The organism is Simonsiella muelleri ATCC 29453 (assembly GCF_002951835.1).
Taxonomy (GTDB): domain Bacteria; phylum Pseudomonadota; class Gammaproteobacteria; order Burkholderiales; family Neisseriaceae; genus Simonsiella; species Simonsiella muelleri.
On the sequence record NZ_CP019448.1, the window covers coordinates 1,152,952 to 1,168,940 of the forward strand.

The following is a 15,989-nucleotide window of genomic DNA, read 5'->3' on the forward strand; positions in this document are numbered from 1 at the left end:
TTATTTGCCCGAAACATTATCTTCGTTTAATGTGCCGCTATCTTCGTGCAAAATGCTGGCTTCTGCGCCTTTTACCGCCAAACTCACGGTAAAAATGCCATCGTCATCAATCCATTGTTGAATTTTATAAAAGCCTGCTTTTTCTACCAATTCATCCATTTCCTGCTGACTGCGACAACGCATCACCCAATTTGGCTTACCATCTTTGTGGCTGGTTAGGGCGCGAGCAATGAGTTCTTGTTGAGGGTGGTGTGGCTGGTTGGTGTAAATCAAATAACCGCCTTTACTGATGGCTTCACCGAATCCTTTAAGGGATTGTAAAATCAAGTCATTATCAGAAAATAATTCATGCAAACCCGACACAATACCCAAAGTTGGACGTGGTTTTAATTTTTTGTAATTTTCAAGATTAAACGCATCAACTTGTTCAAAAGTAACCACATTTTCCAAACCACGTTCCGCAATCATCGCTTGACCTGCTGCCACATTAATTGAACTATAATCACGCAAACGCACGCTTTCAGGCAGCTTTTCACTGGGTAACGCGTCCAAAACATAACGCCCATGCCCTGCCGCAATGTCCAAAATATGAATTTTTTTTCGTGCCGCCGTGAGTTTGTCGCAAGCCACATGAATCGCCTGTTTTAGATGATTTTTTCGCTGACGAATCCCACGCCAACCCACCGCATTCAAATAAATTCGGTCAATGAATGTGCCAAATTCATTTTTGCCATTTGCTTGATTTTGATAAATATAATCCAGCGTGCTGCCTGAATCAAAACCTCTTTCACAACCTATTCGCAAACCTTCGCTGTATTTTGCGCCAAACCGAATAGCTGCGCGTGTCATTGCCCAATACATGCCACGTGGTGAGCAACATGATAAAGGCGTGGCAAATTTATCCGCTTGATAACGTGAATAACTGCTCAAATGATTTTGCGTTACATCAATGATTTTTAAAGGTTCTGCAAAACATTGTTCAATAAAACGGCGCATTTGGACAAATACGTCTTCACGTTGTTTTTCGCCTAATGTATCGTGATAAAATCCTTTGAAAACATGGCGTTCTTTGATGTGGCTACCAAGCCGATTGTAAAATTCATGTTGTGGCGCGGCGTGAACCACAAAATCGCTGCCTGAAATCAGCATTTGAATGGGCGTAGTGATTTGATGAGCGTTACGAACCAATCGGCTAGCCAAATCATACAAACCCAACAACACGCGCACAGAAATAGCTGGCGCAATCAAAGAATCATGATTGTAACTGTGTTGACGAGCAATATCGTGAGTCAAATAATGCGCTTTGACGTAACTTTTGACAAAAAAATTGCCACGCCATTTTTGTGCCAATCGCAATGCAGGGCGTGCAAATGGTACATACAATTTCACTTTAAATGCAGGTGCAGCCAAAATCGCACAACGAATTTTCGGCGCATAATCATTCAGCCAGCCAGCCGCAATCACCGCACCTACGCTTTGGACAATTAAACAAATATTTTCTGGTGTAATGCCATGTTCATGTTGTATGTGTTTGATAAATTGGTCTAAATCATCGATTGTAGTGGCAACACTGGGGCTATCGCCGCGCTCACCTGTGGTGTACCCATGTCCACGCGCATCCCACGCAAAACACGCAAATTCCGACAACCGCAATTCTTCATGAACATACATCATGCGTTCAGAATGTTCGTGTCCGCGATGCAGTAACACAATGGCGCGGCCTGTGTTGCCATTGGCAGCGGGGCGGTGGCGATAGAAAATCTGAGTACCATCGCTGGCGGTAAAATGATGAGTGGTTTCGGATTGATTCATGAATAAAATCCTTTGGTTATTTCGTGAATAGGATTGTAAGCATTTTCAGGCTAGGGGTAAAGGATGATTCATCTATAACGCCGACTCAATCAAAGAACAAGCTAAGGAAACCATACTTTCATCATTGCATTTTAACCCATCATACCGAGTAGCGATGGCGCGAAAATATTTTAATTGTGCAAAACATTTCTTCTTTGAATCATCATATCTTTACAAAACCTTTGCAAAACTTTTAAAAAATAAAAAATTCAAAATTTTATTAAATTAATATATTTAAATTTCTATTTTGGCTGAAAATGGGAGTTTTACAAAGGTCTTGGAATATGACAAAAACTTCGCCTTTTCTAAAATTCGTAATCGGCTTTCAACCACACGGTGCGTGGCATTCCCACAACTGCAAAACTGCGGTCATATCTACCACGTTGGATTTGCCAATAATTTTTATTAAACACATTTTCCACCGCGCCACGCAAAGTTACTTGTTGATTTTTAGGTAATTTTAATGCGTATTTTGCGCCAATGTCCACTGTGGTGTATGCAGGCAGCCTGAAAGTATTTTCCGCATTTTGAAACGATTTGCCATAATATTGTGCCGCTGCGTTCAATGTTAAGCCGCGTACAAAGGGTGTGTCCCATTCTACACCTGCTTTGGCAATCACGCGTGGACTGGTTACTTGTTGATTGCCATCAATCATATTGCCAGCATTGGTTTGGTAATTTTTCAGCTTAGCACGTTGGAATGTGATGCCAAAAGTCGGGCGTAATGTTTTGTTTAATAAGTTGGCATAAGTACTTAATTCTAAACCTGTGTTTTGTTCTTTGCCCCCGTACCCAAACACGCCTGTTTGCGCATTTAAATATGCGCTGGGGCGATTGATGCGGTACACGCTGGCGGTGGTGGTAATTAAGCCATCTTGCCAATTTTTGCGGATACCCAATTCCATTTGATTGGTTTTAACGGGATCTAATGTTTCTCCATTATTTTTGGCGTTGTCGTTGTCTACTAATGCACCAGGTTCTAAATCGCGCATATAATTACCATACACAACCAATTGATTATTTGGTACATAAGCAGCGGTAATCATAGGACTGATGGCGTGAGTAGTACTTTTGGTTTGTTTTTGATGATTTTCTTGGCGCACATATTGTAAACGCGTACCCAATGTGAGGCGGAATTTGTTGTCAAACATCATCAACGTATCTGATAACGCTAAACTGGGTGCTGTAAATGTTTCGTGGGTATTCTGCTGATTGACTGACAAAATAGTCGGTGTTGCAGGGAATTGAGGTTGGTAAATATTGCTGCTGAAACCACCAAAAGTTTTGCTGCTGCGGTCAAAATCGCGATGACGTTTCACATAATCCGCGGCAACATTCCATTGATGTTCAAGGCTGCCTGAAAAAAATTGTCCACGCGCTTTCAAATTGGCACTGGTGGTACGCGTGAGATAATCTATGGCGCGTGATGGTTCAGCACGGTAATTGCCTTGTGCATTGAGCATTTTCAATTGGGTAAATGAGCCGTCATAACGCGAATCCATGTAGCCCAATCCACCTGATACCACAACATTTTTTAATGTGTCATATTCAAAAGTTGCCATTGCAGTTTTGTCTTCGGTGGTTTGACCTGACCACTGTGGAATGAGATTGATTTTGCCATCGGGAGCTTCGGGCATTTGGAATTTGAGCAGTTGCATATCTTGGACGCGTGCTCGTCCGCCTTCGGTTTTGCGTTTACTGTACATCAAATCCACGCCAACTTTTAATTGCTCGCCACGATAATCTGCACCAATAGCGGCCTCACGATTTTTTTCGGAGAAGTGTTCACGCGCTGTATCGCCTTGACGAATCAAGCCATTCACACGAATACCCCATTCACCATTTGCACCAAATCGCCGACCTATGTCTGCACTGGTTTGGTAGCGGCTGTCGCTGAAATAGCCGACACCAAAACGATTAATGGGTTGTTTACCTGCGCGTTTGGTTTCAATATTGACAGATGCGCCCGCCGAGCCTTCTGCATCCATGCCAACCAAAGCGGTTGATGCGCCTTTGATTAATTGTGCGGACGCCACGCCAGCCGTAGGCGAGTTATAAGTGGAATATAAACCAGACAAACCATTAACGCTAAATTGTCGTGCATCAATTTGTAAATTGCGGACATACAATCCGCTAATGGTATTGGTTTCGCCACCAAAATTCATGGTAGACGCATCGGTTTTGGCTATTACATCAACGACATTGCGTGGTGCTTGGTTAGCGAATGCTTTTTCATCGTAATTCACGACAGTGATGGGTGATGTGAAATTATTTTGTTTGCCTAGCAAGCCTAAATTCACGGCATCACGCAAATCGCCATCGCTGGATTTGGAAAAAGAACGTTGAACTTTAGCGGTTACTTTGACATCTTCTAATGTTTGGTTAGCAGTCTTGTCTGTGGCATCTGCGGCAGCCTGAAAACTCAATAACCCACCGAACAAAGCCAATATTGATTTTATATAATTCATGTTAAACCTCGTGTTGAAGCGTAAAAAATCGCAATTATAACTGAATTGTAATTTTAATGATAATATTTTCTATTCAATTATTTTGAAATAAGATTTTCTTTCAGGCAGCCTGAAAACGGTATAATCCAGCTTTCTGATTAACTATAAATAAAAAAAACACAAGCCATGAGTATTTTTGCATTGATTTTATTGGCATTTAGTATGTCTATGGACGCATTTGCGGCTGCCATTAGCAAAGGGGCAGCCGCGAAAAACGTTAGCACTCAAGAAATTATCCGTGCAGCGTTGATTTTTGGGGTAGTGGAGGGGATTACGCCACTGGTTGGTTGGGGGGCAGGGCAGGCCGCGCAATCTTTTATTGCTGAATATGATCATTGGGTTGCGTTTATTTTGCTATTGATTTTGGGTATTCGCATGATACGCGAGAGTTTTTCCGCAAAAGATGAAAATGAAATAGACAATAAAAATAATAAGTTAGGTATTCTAATTTTGACTGCCATCGCCACCAGTATTGATTCTATGATTGTGGGCGTGGGTTTGGCGTTTTTAGATGTGCATATTGGCTGGACAGCATTGGCGATAGGCTCTGCGACCACGTTTATGGCGGCGATTGGCATGGGCTTAGGTAAAATGTTGGGCAAGAAAGTCGGTCAACGTGCGGAGTTGGTAGGTGGCTTGGTGTTGATTGCGATTGGTTCATCTATTTTGTTGAAACATTTGGGTTTTATTTCTTGAAAATAAAATGAATAAGATTCAGGCAGCCTGAAAGATATTTGGGTCAATTTGATTTGCTAAACGCGCAAAAAATCAAATTGTGCTATATTCGCTCAATTTTCTTTTGACTAAACATTTTAGGATAATAAAATGCAAAAAAAGTATTCTGTTTACGCATTGGCTTTGATGATGAGTGCGTGTAGTGTGGTGGATAGTTCCAGTTTAAATGCGCAATCTGCCCAACAATACACCGCAGTCGTACAAAAAGCACAATCTGCTAAATTGGTTGACACCACGTCCAATACCGCGAAACGCGTTCAAACTGTGTTTCGCCGACTTCTTCCTCATGCAAATGCCGCCAACCAAACAGGGCACCCTTTTGATTGGCAAATGACTGTCATTCGTTCCAATGAGATGAACGCGTGGGCGATGCCAGGGGGTAAAATGGCGGTATATACAGGCATTGTGGAGCAGTTGAATTTGACAGATGATGAATTGGCTGCCGTCATTGGACATGAAATGACTCACGCTTTGTTGGAACACAGCAAAAAAGAAGCCAATCGTACGGCTGGTTTGCAAATTGGCGCGAATTTGGGCAGCGCGATTTTGCAAGCCACGACAGGCATAAACGGTGATTTGGTGAATACAGGCATTGGTTTGGCGGCGGATTTGGGCGTGGACAAGCCATTTAGTCGTAGTGCAGAAAAAGAAGCCGATTTGGGCGGACTCAAATTAATGGCACAAGCAGGTTATAATCCACAAGCTGCGATTGCTGTGTGGCAAAAAATGAATGCAAAAAATAATAATAACAATATGTTAAATAAAATTTTATCCACACACCCTACCAATAATGCTCGCATTCAAGAATTGCAAAAAGAATTGCCAAATGTGGTACCTATTTATCAACAAGCCATTGGAAAAAAATAATTATATTTTTCAGGTTGCCTGAAAAATATTTTTGATGATTGGATTAACAATATTTTTTAACCCTTTAATTTGAAAGAAATAAATGATTAAATTGCACACTAATTTTGGCGTTATCAGCATTGAATTAGACCATGACAATGCCCCCATTACCGCTGCCAATTTTGAACAATATGTGAAAGATGGCTTTTATGATGGCGTGATTTTTCATCGTGTTATCAAAGGTTTTATGATTCAAGGTGGGGGCATGGACAGCGACATGAACGAAAAAGATACGCGCGACAGCATTCAAAACGAAGCTCATAACGGTTTGAAAAATGAGAAATACAGCATTGCCATGGCGCGTACGTCCGACCCACATTCTGCCAGCGCACAATTTTTCATCAATACCGCCGACAACGAATTTTTGAATTATCGTGCCAAAGAATTGCATGGCCGTACAGTGGTGCAAGAATGGGGCTACGCGGTGTTTGGCAAAGTGGTGGATGGCTTTGATGTGGTGGACGCAATTGAAGGCGTCAAAACCAAAAATCACGGCTATCATGCTGATGTACCAGCAGAAACAGTTGTGATTACCAAAGCAGAAGTGGTTTGATTTTTTTGATTCAGGCAGCCTGAAAGCGTTTTTTCAGGCTGCCTATTTAATTAACATATTGTATTTAAGGCTGCCTGAACATGAATCTGAATCAAATTCGTGAAAAAATTCAAATAATTTTAACCGAAAATGAATTGCCCCAAGACCCAACTTCATTTTTGCTTGACCAGCGTAAACGTTATATCAGTGAAAATTGTTTGTTGGTTCAACCCAATAGTGTGGAAAGTGTGCAAAAAGTGGTGCGTTTTTGTGCAGAAAATGGCGTTCCCATCACGCCGCAAGGTGGCAATACGGGTTTGGTGGGTGGTTCGGTGGCGAAAAGTGGTATCTTATTAAATTTAAGTAAATTAAATAAAATTCGTGCCATCAATCTTGCTGACAACACCATCACGGTTGATGCAGGTTGTGTGTTGCAAAATGTTCAGGCAGCCGCGCAAGAAGCGGGACGTTTTTTCCCCTTGAGCCTTGCGAGTGAGGGTTCGTGTCAAATTGGTGGCAATATTGCGTGTAATGCAGGTGGTTTGAACGTGTTGCGATATGGTACGATGCGTGATTTGGTTGTGGGGTTGGAGGTGGTGTTGCCGAATGGTGAATTGATTTCACATTTACAACCTTTGCATAAAAATACAACGGGTTATGAATTAAAGCACGTATTTATTGGCAGTGAAGGGACGCTTGGCATCATCACAGGTGCAACGCTGAAATTATTTGCGCCAGCCCAAACCACTGAAACGGCGTGGGTAGGGGTGGAGAGCATTCATGATGCAGTTAATTTATTAACATCTATTAAAAATCAGTTTGCGGAACGCTTATGTAGTTTTGAATTGATGAGTCGTTTTGCACTGCAATTATCATCGAATTTTAGCAAAATAAATCAGCCAGTTGATTCGGATTGGCATTTGTTATTAGAATTAACAGATAGCCTAAAACGTGAAGATTTGGGGCATTTGTTGGCTGAATATTTATATCAAAATGGTTATGAAAATAGCGTATTGGCTCAATCCGAGCAAGAACGCCAAAATTTTTGGACACTACGTGAAAATATTTCAGCCAGTCAGCGTGATTTAGGCGTAAGTATTAAGCATGATATTGCCATGCCTATTATTCAAGTAGCTGATTTTTTAGAAAATTGTGGTTCTGAATTGCAGCTAGAATATCCAGAGATGCGCATTGTGGTTTTTGGGCATTTGGGTGATGGTTCATTGCATTACAATACGTTTTTGCCAGTGAAAGATAATCGCGCTTATGAACAAGAAGGCGCAATTAATCAGATTGTTTACCGCCACATTTTAGCGCAAAATGGCACAATTGCTGCTGAACACGCAATAGGCAGCTTGAAAAAGCATTGGTTGGCGCAGGTTCGCACGGCTGATGAAATTCTATTAATGCGTGCCATCAAATCGCAGCTTGATCCAAACAATTTATTTAATGCAGACAAATTGTTGCCATCAGTTTAATGAGCAGTAACTTGACAATTTTTCAGGTTGGCTGTAGAGTTCTGTTCTTTCGGAATAAATGGCGAATTAGCTCAGTCGGTTAGAGCAGAGGAATCATAATCCTTGTGTCCGGGGTTCGAATCCCTGATTCGCCACCAAATTTTTGGGGGTATAGCTCAGTTGGTAGAGCGCTTGCATGGCATGCAAGAGGTCAGCGGTTCGATCCCGCTTACCTCCACCATATTAAACAAAGACTTAACTTTTTAATGAGTTAAGTCTTTTTTTATTTCCTTTTCGTGGGGTTAATAATGAGGTAGACAAAATTTTGACTATATTCAGATTCCATCAGAAGAAATTAGAATATACTTCCTGCGAAACTTTTTCTTTGTTAGAATACTTACATAAACTACGAAAATAGAAAAAGTTTCACAGAGATTAAATTTAAACGATTAGTAGGTGTGAAAAGAGAAACTTTTGCACAAATGCTTCAAATAATTATGGCAACTTTACAGTATCTACGTGAATACAGCACTTACGAACAAATTGCTGCTGATTTTGGCATTCACTAAAGTAATTTAATCTGCATTTGAACGATACAACGTTTGGGCGAGTATATGATTTTAATTTATTTAAATCAACTTTAGCAGACAGTGGTTATCAAGGTATTACTAAATTATACCCATAAGCCCAAACACCCATTAAATCCAGCAAAAATCATCAGCTACATAGAAGAAAAAGCATTTAATTACCATCTTTCTAGCCAAAGAATACAGGTAGAAAATACTACATTGGCTAAATTTAAGAGATTCAAAGTATTATCTTGCCGTTATCGTAATCATCGCAAACGATTAGGATGACGCTTGAACCTTATTGCTGGAATTATCAACACAGAGAGCTTGAGTTTTAGTTTCTCAGGAAGTCTATTGTTATGAAATATGAAAAATTTAATAATTAAAACACTAAAGTTCCTTGATAAGGACGAAGTTTTTAGATGGGTATTGTTAATACTAACAGGTATATATGTATGGGTAAGTTGGGTAAAATTAGATGATATTGCTGAAGAAAAGGCGAAAATAGCATCTAATATTCAAGAAGACTGTGCATATGTAGTATCTGCTTCCCCACAAAAACACAGGTGGATTCTTTCTATTGGCAGCCGAAGTTCTTTTAAAGGGTATGAGGTAGATAGTATAACTAAAATACCAAAAACATTTCCTTTTTTTAAAAAAAGAGGAGAGTTCTATACATCGTTACACCATGATGATAAAACCTGTCATAAAGTGAAGTATATTCGAATAAATTGGATTATTGTTAGAAGAACTTATATATATGATATTATTTAATTTTGGTAGTGCCCTGAAAAAGGTGTTTAATCTAAATTCTATTTTTCTGACGTTTACGCCAATGACAAGCATTGATGTAGGCAAAGCCAATCCAATGGCGAATAGCACAATTATTGACTTCAATGGCTTGGGTATGCTGTTTACCTGCCCACCGTTCATTAGTATCTGCAAAAACAGTATCAAAGGATTGCCAATGATCACTCGCAATACAGTCATAGGTAATGTTTTGCTCTTTTAAACGTTGTTTTAATTCAAAAGCCATTTTCAAATCATGCTTACCCCAAACAAAGGCAACCATTTGACCTGTTTATCTGGTGATAGGCATAAAAATGAAACGCCTTGCGCAATCTTCGCAAGCATAACGTTGTTTTTGATTGTCATCAAAGCCATTTTTCTTTATATTGTGTCCTTTGCAGTGATGACAATAAACGGTAATTTGTGTATGCACAACTCAAATATACCTTGTTCTCACTGCTTTTTGTTTGGAATTTTTTATAGCACCTTTTTCAGGACACCATCAAATTTTTCATTTAAGAAAGTAATTAAAATTGAAAAAAATAAATAAAAAATTTTTGATTTGTATTCTTTTTATTATAGCATTTGGATTTTATTATTTTCGTATTTTTCTCTCTCCCTTACAAATTTTAAGTATTAGTGAAATTGAGAAAAATAAGCAAGGTATTTGCTTGGCGGAAAATCGTAAATTAAGTGAAGATGAATTACTTAATCGTGGTATGCAGAGCTATTTTAAATATTTACAGACAGCAAAAATATCACTAGATGAAGCAAATGAAGTACAGATCCCAAAATGCCCAGAAAATTGTATAATTACTCAATTAGAAAATTATAATTTATTAGATTATTTGAGGTTAAATAAATTAAATTATAAAGAAAACCACAAAGGTAAAAGAATTATCCCACAGGGAGTAAAAATTAATTCATTTCCAATTAATCAATTTGGGAATTATATAAATTTTAGAAATAAACAAAATAATTTGTTTAGTTTATATGCTAGTCAAAATAGATGGGACGATTTTTATCCAAATGATTGTTGTGAAGTAAATACATTAGATTTTTATAAAAAAAATGGACTTTCATTAGAGAATGCCCCTAAATATTGGCGTAGTATCGGTAAAGGAAATTTTTATCTAACTATTAAATATTTAAGTATAAATGCAGATACTGGAAAATCAATTATATTGGATTATGAAACAATTTCTTTGGATAATTACGGTAATATTAATAAAAAATATTTTAATGAAAAGAATAATAATGATGATTTAAAAAAACTAGCATTACAGATTTCAATTTTTTTGGTATTTAGGAGAATGGAATTATATTCCGAAAGAGAAATTAGATAATCAATGTGTTCTAATGGATAGTAAATTACCACATTTTCTTAAAGGATATGAATTAGTTGCCTATAATGATCAACTATATTTTTGTAATTTGAAATTAGGAGACATATTAGATTGGAAATAAGGAAATTTATTTCTTTTAATAACATGTAATTTTATGGAGTTTTAAAATGGCTAATTTAAAGTTAGATTTGTCGCAAGATTATGCAACACAAATGCTATCTTTTTATTTGTATGGTGAGGAAGGTAGCGGTAAAGTTATTAGACCTAGCCAAATTGCAGATAGTAAATGGATAAGAACAAAAGATTTAACTGTTGATGTTGATTCAGTTGATTTTTTAGAAAAAACAGGATTAAAAAATTTTAATCCATACGAATTTTATGTCATTAGGGGCTATTGACAATTCAAAAAAAGAGGCAAAGGATTTAAGATATTGTTTCCACGCAACCATCCCAAACCTTTGCCATGTCCCGAAACACGCTTACAAATGAAACATGGTCAAGACTGTTGCCTATTTTGAAACAGCTTGGCATTTATCGCAAGAAAAATTTACGCAAAACAGTAGAAGGTATCCTATTTCGCTTACGTACAGGCTGCCAATGGGCTGATATACCTAGTTATTTTGGTAAAGCAAACAGCCTTTACCAAAGTTTCAATCGCTGGTCTAAACGCGGTATTTTTACCCGATTATTCAAACATTTGGTAGATACACCCGATATGGAATGGGTCTTTATGGACGGTAGCCATATCCGCGTTCATCAACACGGTATGGGTAAACAATCCATTACGCATCAAGCTGTTGGTAAGAGTATCGGTGGTCATACGTCTAAAATTCATTTAGCGGTTGATGCTTGTGGTAATCCAATTGAATTTATCATTACAGCTGGTAATGTAAATGATATTGTTGTTGCGCCTGATTTATTGGCACAATTGGATTTAAGTGATAATGAAACCGTGTGTGCTGATAGGGGTTTTGACAGTGATACTTTTCGTCGGTTAATTCAGTCTAAACAAAGTAAAGCCAATATTCCATATAAGAAAAATAGAGAACATCTTAATGTGGGCACAGATTGGTATTTATATAAAATCAGGCACTTGGTAGAAAACGCTTTTGCACGATTAAAGCATTTTCGTGCGCTGGCAACACGGTAGGATAAATTAAAACGTAATTATGAAAGTACCGTGTCATTAGCTTGTGCTTTGATTTGGTTGAAATTATAGCTAAAATGTCATTAGCCCCTATGATTTTGTCAATTAAATTCTTACTGAGGATTCATGATGATGGAAAAATTTCACTATGTATTGGGTTTGGATTTGGGTATCGCCTCTGTGGGGTGGGCTGCCATTGAAATTGACAAGGAAACCGAAACATCAATCGGTTTATTGGATTGCGGTGTCAGAACATTTGAACGTGCAGAAGTACCCAAAACAGGCGATTCTCTTGCCAAAGCTCGCCGTGAAGCCAGAAGTACTCGCCGTTTAATTCGCAGACGTTCGCATCGCTTATTACGTTTAAAACGTTTATTGAAACGTGAAATTTTCAGGCAGCCTGAAACGTTTAAAGACTTACCAATCAATGCTTGGCAATTGCGTGTTAAAGGCTTGGATAGTCGGTTGAATGAATATGAATGGGCGGCCGTTTTATTGCATTTGGTGAAGCATCGCGGTTATTTATCGCAACGCAAAAGCGAAATGAGCGAAACAGACAGCAAATCTGAAATGGGCAGATTACTGGCAGGTGTGGCGGAAAATCACCAACTTTTACAACAAGAACAATATCGTACACCAGCCGAATTAGCACTCAAAAAATTTGTGAAACATTTTCGCAATAAAGGTGGCGATTATGCACACACTTTCAACCGTTTGGATTTGCAAGCCGAATTGCATTTATTGTTTCAAAAACAACGTGAATTAGGCAATCCATTCACTTCACCAGAATTGGAACGGCAAGTTGATGATTTGTTGATGACGCAGCGCAGTGCTTTACAAGGTGATGCGATTTTGAAAATGTTGGGTCATTGTGGGTTTGAACCTGAACAATTCAAAGCAGCGAAAAACACATTCAGTGCCGAACGTTTTATTTGGTTGACAAAACTCAATAATCTTCGCATTCAAGACCAAGGCAAAGAACGTGCGTTAACTGCCGATGAGCGTACCAAATTGTTGGACGAGCCTTATAAAAAAAGTAAATTGACTTACGCACAAGTTCGCAAATTATTAAGCTTGCCTCAAACTGCTATTTTTAAAGGTTTGCGTTATGATTTGGAACATGACAAAAAAGCAGAAAACAGTACGTTGATGGAAATGAAATCCTATCACAACATCCGCCAAACATTGGAAAAATCAGGTTTGAAAACAGAATGGCAAAGTATTGCCACGCAGCCTGAAATTTTAGATGCAATTGGCACGGCGTTTTCCATTTATAAAACCGATGAAGATATTTCGCATGAATTAAAAACGTGCAGGCTGCCTGAAAACGTATTGAATGAATTACTGAAAAACATCAATTTTGATGGATTCATTCAATTATCGTTGACTGCATTACGCAAAATTTTGCCCTTGATGGAACAAGGCTACCGTTATGATGAAGCGTGTACCCAAATTTACGGTAATCATCATTCAGGCAGCTTGCAACAAGAATCAAAGCAATTTTTGCCACATATTCCGATTGATGATGTCCGAAATCCTGTGGTGTTCCGTACTTTGACCCAAGCAAGAAAAGTGGTGAATGCGATTATTCGTCGGTATGGTTCGCCAGCTCGTGTGCATATTGAGATGGCGCGTGAATTGGGTAAGTCTAAATCAGACCGTGACCGAATTGAAAAACAACAACAAAAAAATAAAAAAGAACGTGAAAACGCAGTCGCCAAATTCAAAGAAGATTTCCCTGATTTTGTGGGCGAACCCAGAGGGAAAGATATTTTGAAAATGCGTTTGTATGAACAACAACACGGCAAATGTTTGTATTCGGGTCATGATATTGATATTAATCGATTGAATGAAAAAGGTTATGTTGAAATTGACCATGCCCTGCCATTTTCACGGACTTGGGATGATAGTCAAAATAATAAAGTTTTGGTACTTGGCAGCGAAAACCAAAATAAACGCAATCAAACGCCTGATGAATATTTGGACGGTGCAAACAATAGCCAACGTTGGCTTGAATTTCAAGCGCGTGTACAAACTTGTCATTTTTCTTACGGTAAAAAACAACGCATTCAATTAGCCAAATTAGACGATGAAACCGAAAAAGGATTTTTAGAACGCAATCTAAATGATACGCGGTATATTGCTCGTTTTATGTGTCAATTTGTCCAAGAAAATTTATATTTGACAGGTAAAGGAAAACGTCTTGTTTTTGCATCAAACGGCGGAATGACCGCAACATTGAGAAATTTATGGGGTTTGAGAAAAGTCCGTGAAGACAACGACCGCCATCATGCTCTTGATGCGATTGTGGTGGCGTGTTCCACTGCTTCTATGCAACAAAAAATAACCAAAGCATTTCAACGCCATGAAAGCATTGAATATGTGGATACCGAAACGGGCGAAGTAAAATTTCGTATTCCACAGCCTTGGGATTTTTTCCGTCAGGAAGTGATGATTCGTGTGTTCAGCGACCAACCGTGTGAAGATTTGGTAGAAAAATTGTCGGCTCGTCCCGAAGCTTTGCATGACAACGTAACGCCTTTATTTGTCTCGCGTGCACCAAATCGCAAAATGTCGGGGCAAGGGCATTTGGAAACCATCAAATCTGCAAAAAGGCTGTCTGAAGAAAACAGTATGGTTAAAAAACCATTAACCACATTGAAATTAAAAGATATTCCAGAAATCGTAGGCTACCCGAGTCGTGAACCTCAATTGTATGCCGCATTGAAAACACGTTTAGAAACGCATGATGATGACCCAATTAAAGCCTTTGCCAAACCCTTTTACAAACCCAATAAAAATGGTGAATTGGGGGCGTTGGTTCGATCGGTGCGTGTGAAAGGTGTACAAAATACGGGTGTAATGGTTCATGATGGCAAAGGCATTGCCGATAATGCCACAATGGTTCGTGTTGATGTCTATACCAAAGCGGGCAAAAATTACCTTGTTCCTGTGTATGTTTGGCAGGTGGCTCAAGGAATTTTGCCAAATCGGGCGGTTACTTCTGGCAAAAGTGAAGCAGATTGGGATTTAATTGATGAAAGTTTTGAATTTAAATTTTCGCTGTCTCGTGGGGATTTAGTGGAAATGATTAGCAATAAAGGAAGAATTTTTGGTTATTACAATGGGTTAGATCGTGCAAATGGAAGTATTGGGATTCGTGAACATGATTTGGAAAAGTCCAAAGGAAAAGATGGTGTTCATCGTGTTGGCGTGAAAACCGCCACCGCATTCAACAAATACCACGTTGACCCACTTGGTAAAGAAATTCATCGGTGTTCATCTGAACCACGCCCCACATTAAAAATCAAATCCAAGAAATAATCTAAATGGTTATGCTTTTATCTCAATCAAGCGGATAAAAGCATAACCGTTTTTTTCAGGCTGCCTGAAACCTTTGCAAAACCCATTCCCACGAATGCTGGAATCTAATAGCAAAATTTAGATAATTGATTTTATTTGATTGATTAAAAATCTATTTAAGATTGAAAATGGATTAACGCTTACGTGGTAATGATGACGGATAGTTTTGCAAAGGTTTCAGACTAATAGTTTTCTTTGATTTGCCAGTAACCACCAAAGCCAAACGCCAAGCTGCTAATCAATTTCGCCATTTTTTGCAACAAGACGGCTATGAAATGTTGCAATTATCGGTTTATTCGCGGATTGTGCGGGGGCGAGATATGTTGCAAAAACACTACACTCGTTTGCAAGCGCACTTACCATCGGAAGGAAATGTCCGTTGTTTAGAGGTAACTGAAAAACAATTTGTGAGTATGAAAATGCTGATTGGCAATCCAAGTCCGCGCGAAAAAAAGGTTAATTCGGAGCAACTTTTGTTATTTTAAGCGTAATTTTTTAGGTAAGAAAATCCCCGAAAGCCTTGATACATCAGGCTTTCGGGGAGGGGTATTATAGCACTACGAGATGAGAGGGGGAACTACAACCGTGAACGTGATAGATGCGTGAACGTGATAATTATAGCACTACGAGATGAGAGGGGGAACTACAACTGAGTGATAGATACGTGAGCGCGTGAGTGAATTATAGCACTACGAGATGAGAGGGGGAACTACAACTGTTGGACGTAGCAAAAGCCAAAGGTTGGGATTATAGCACTACGAGATGAGAGGGGGGACGACAACAGGCT

At 38.8% G+C, this 15,989-nt stretch carries 13 protein-coding genes, 2 tRNA genes and 2 pseudogenes; 13 read left to right on the forward strand and 4 right to left on the reverse strand.

The features are described from left to right. Together BWP33_RS05585 and BWP33_RS05590 are read right to left on the reverse strand one after the other, a co-directional pair. The gene (locus BWP33_RS05585; protein WP_002641961.1) at nucleotides 1–1,812 is read right to left on the reverse strand and encodes a bifunctional alpha/beta hydrolase/class I SAM-dependent methyltransferase; all 1,812 of its coding nucleotides are present in this window, start codon (nucleotides 1,810–1,812) and stop codon (nucleotides 1–3) included. Nucleotides 1,813–2,156: 344 nt separating this feature from the next. Continuing rightward, nucleotides 2,157–4,319: a TonB-dependent receptor gene (locus BWP33_RS05590; RefSeq protein WP_002641960.1), complete on the reverse strand. Its 2,163-nt coding sequence runs from the start codon at nucleotides 4,317–4,319 to the stop codon at nucleotides 2,157–2,159. 165 nt (nucleotides 4,320–4,484) lie between these two features. Between BWP33_RS05590 and BWP33_RS05595 the strand changes: the two genes are divergently transcribed. The 8 genes and pseudogenes from BWP33_RS05595 to BWP33_RS05630 all read left to right on the forward strand — a co-directional run bounded on the left by BWP33_RS05595 (nucleotide 4,485) and on the right by BWP33_RS05630 (nucleotide 9,331). Further along, a complete protein-coding gene (locus BWP33_RS05595; RefSeq protein ID WP_002641959.1) occupies nucleotides 4,485–5,054 on the forward strand; it encodes a manganese efflux pump MntP in 570 nt (189 codons plus the stop codon). 129 nt (nucleotides 5,055–5,183) lie between these two features. After that, on the forward strand, nucleotides 5,184–5,960 hold the full coding sequence (locus tag BWP33_RS05600; RefSeq protein ID WP_002641958.1) for a M48 family metallopeptidase: 777 nt from the start codon (nucleotides 5,184–5,186) through the stop codon (nucleotides 5,958–5,960). Nucleotides 5,961–6,042: 82 nt separating this feature from the next. After that, on the forward strand, nucleotides 6,043–6,552 hold the full coding sequence (locus BWP33_RS05605; protein WP_002641957.1) for a peptidylprolyl isomerase: 510 nt from the start codon (nucleotides 6,043–6,045) through the stop codon (nucleotides 6,550–6,552). A gap of 80 nt (nucleotides 6,553–6,632) precedes the next feature. Next, nucleotides 6,633–8,009 (forward strand): FAD-binding oxidoreductase, encoded by a 1,377-nt coding sequence (locus tag BWP33_RS05610; RefSeq protein ID WP_002641956.1) that lies wholly within the window; start codon nucleotides 6,633–6,635, stop codon nucleotides 8,007–8,009. A gap of 60 nt (nucleotides 8,010–8,069) precedes the next feature. Then, nucleotides 8,070–8,146 (forward strand) — tRNA-Met (locus tag BWP33_RS05615). A gap of 7 nt (nucleotides 8,147–8,153) precedes the next feature. Beyond that, nucleotides 8,154–8,229, forward strand: a tRNA-Ala gene (locus BWP33_RS05620). A gap of 160 nt (nucleotides 8,230–8,389) precedes the next feature. Beyond that, nucleotides 8,390–8,845, forward strand: a pseudogene (locus tag BWP33_RS05625) (transposase family protein). A gap of 78 nt (nucleotides 8,846–8,923) precedes the next feature. Further along, a complete protein-coding gene (locus tag BWP33_RS05630) occupies nucleotides 8,924–9,331 on the forward strand; it encodes a hypothetical protein (protein ID WP_002641955.1) in 408 nt (135 codons plus the stop codon). A gap of 31 nt (nucleotides 9,332–9,362) precedes the next feature. On the opposite strand, the gene BWP33_RS05635 is transcribed toward BWP33_RS05630, so the two are convergent. Together BWP33_RS05635 and BWP33_RS13300 are read right to left on the reverse strand one after the other, a co-directional pair. Next, nucleotides 9,363–9,593 carry a hypothetical protein gene (locus tag BWP33_RS05635; protein WP_155999553.1) on the reverse strand — a complete coding sequence of 77 codons (231 nt, stop codon included), beginning with the start codon at nucleotides 9,591–9,593 and terminating at the stop codon, nucleotides 9,363–9,365. A 45-nt stretch (nucleotides 9,594–9,638) separates the two neighbouring features. Further along, nucleotides 9,639–9,779, reverse strand: a complete 141-nt coding sequence (locus BWP33_RS13300) for an IS1/IS1595 family N-terminal zinc-binding domain-containing protein (RefSeq protein WP_425319630.1) — start codon at nucleotides 9,777–9,779, stop codon at nucleotides 9,639–9,641. Between the two features lie 100 nt (nucleotides 9,780–9,879). Between BWP33_RS13300 and BWP33_RS05640 the strand changes: the two genes are divergently transcribed. The 5 genes and pseudogenes from BWP33_RS05640 to cas2 all read left to right on the forward strand — a co-directional run bounded on the left by BWP33_RS05640 (nucleotide 9,880) and on the right by cas2 (nucleotide 15,687). Then, complete coding sequence (locus BWP33_RS05640) at nucleotides 9,880–10,692, forward strand: hypothetical protein (protein WP_040628970.1); 813 nt, start codon at nucleotides 9,880–9,882, stop codon at nucleotides 10,690–10,692. A gap of 167 nt (nucleotides 10,693–10,859) precedes the next feature. After that, on the forward strand, nucleotides 10,860–11,090 hold the full coding sequence (locus BWP33_RS05645; protein WP_104930326.1) for a hypothetical protein: 231 nt from the start codon (nucleotides 10,860–10,862) through the stop codon (nucleotides 11,088–11,090). A 65-nt stretch (nucleotides 11,091–11,155) separates the two neighbouring features. After that, nucleotides 11,156–11,911 (forward strand): annotated as a pseudogene (locus tag BWP33_RS05650) (IS5 family transposase). A gap of 54 nt (nucleotides 11,912–11,965) precedes the next feature. Then, nucleotides 11,966–15,163, forward strand: a complete 3,198-nt coding sequence (cas9, locus tag BWP33_RS05655) for a type II CRISPR RNA-guided endonuclease Cas9 (protein WP_211206390.1) — start codon at nucleotides 11,966–11,968, stop codon at nucleotides 15,161–15,163. Between the two features lie 239 nt (nucleotides 15,164–15,402). Continuing rightward, nucleotides 15,403–15,687 (forward strand): CRISPR-associated endonuclease Cas2, encoded by a 285-nt coding sequence (gene cas2 / locus BWP33_RS05660; RefSeq protein WP_002641949.1) that lies wholly within the window; start codon nucleotides 15,403–15,405, stop codon nucleotides 15,685–15,687. Nucleotides 15,688–15,989: the final 302 nt, after the last annotated feature.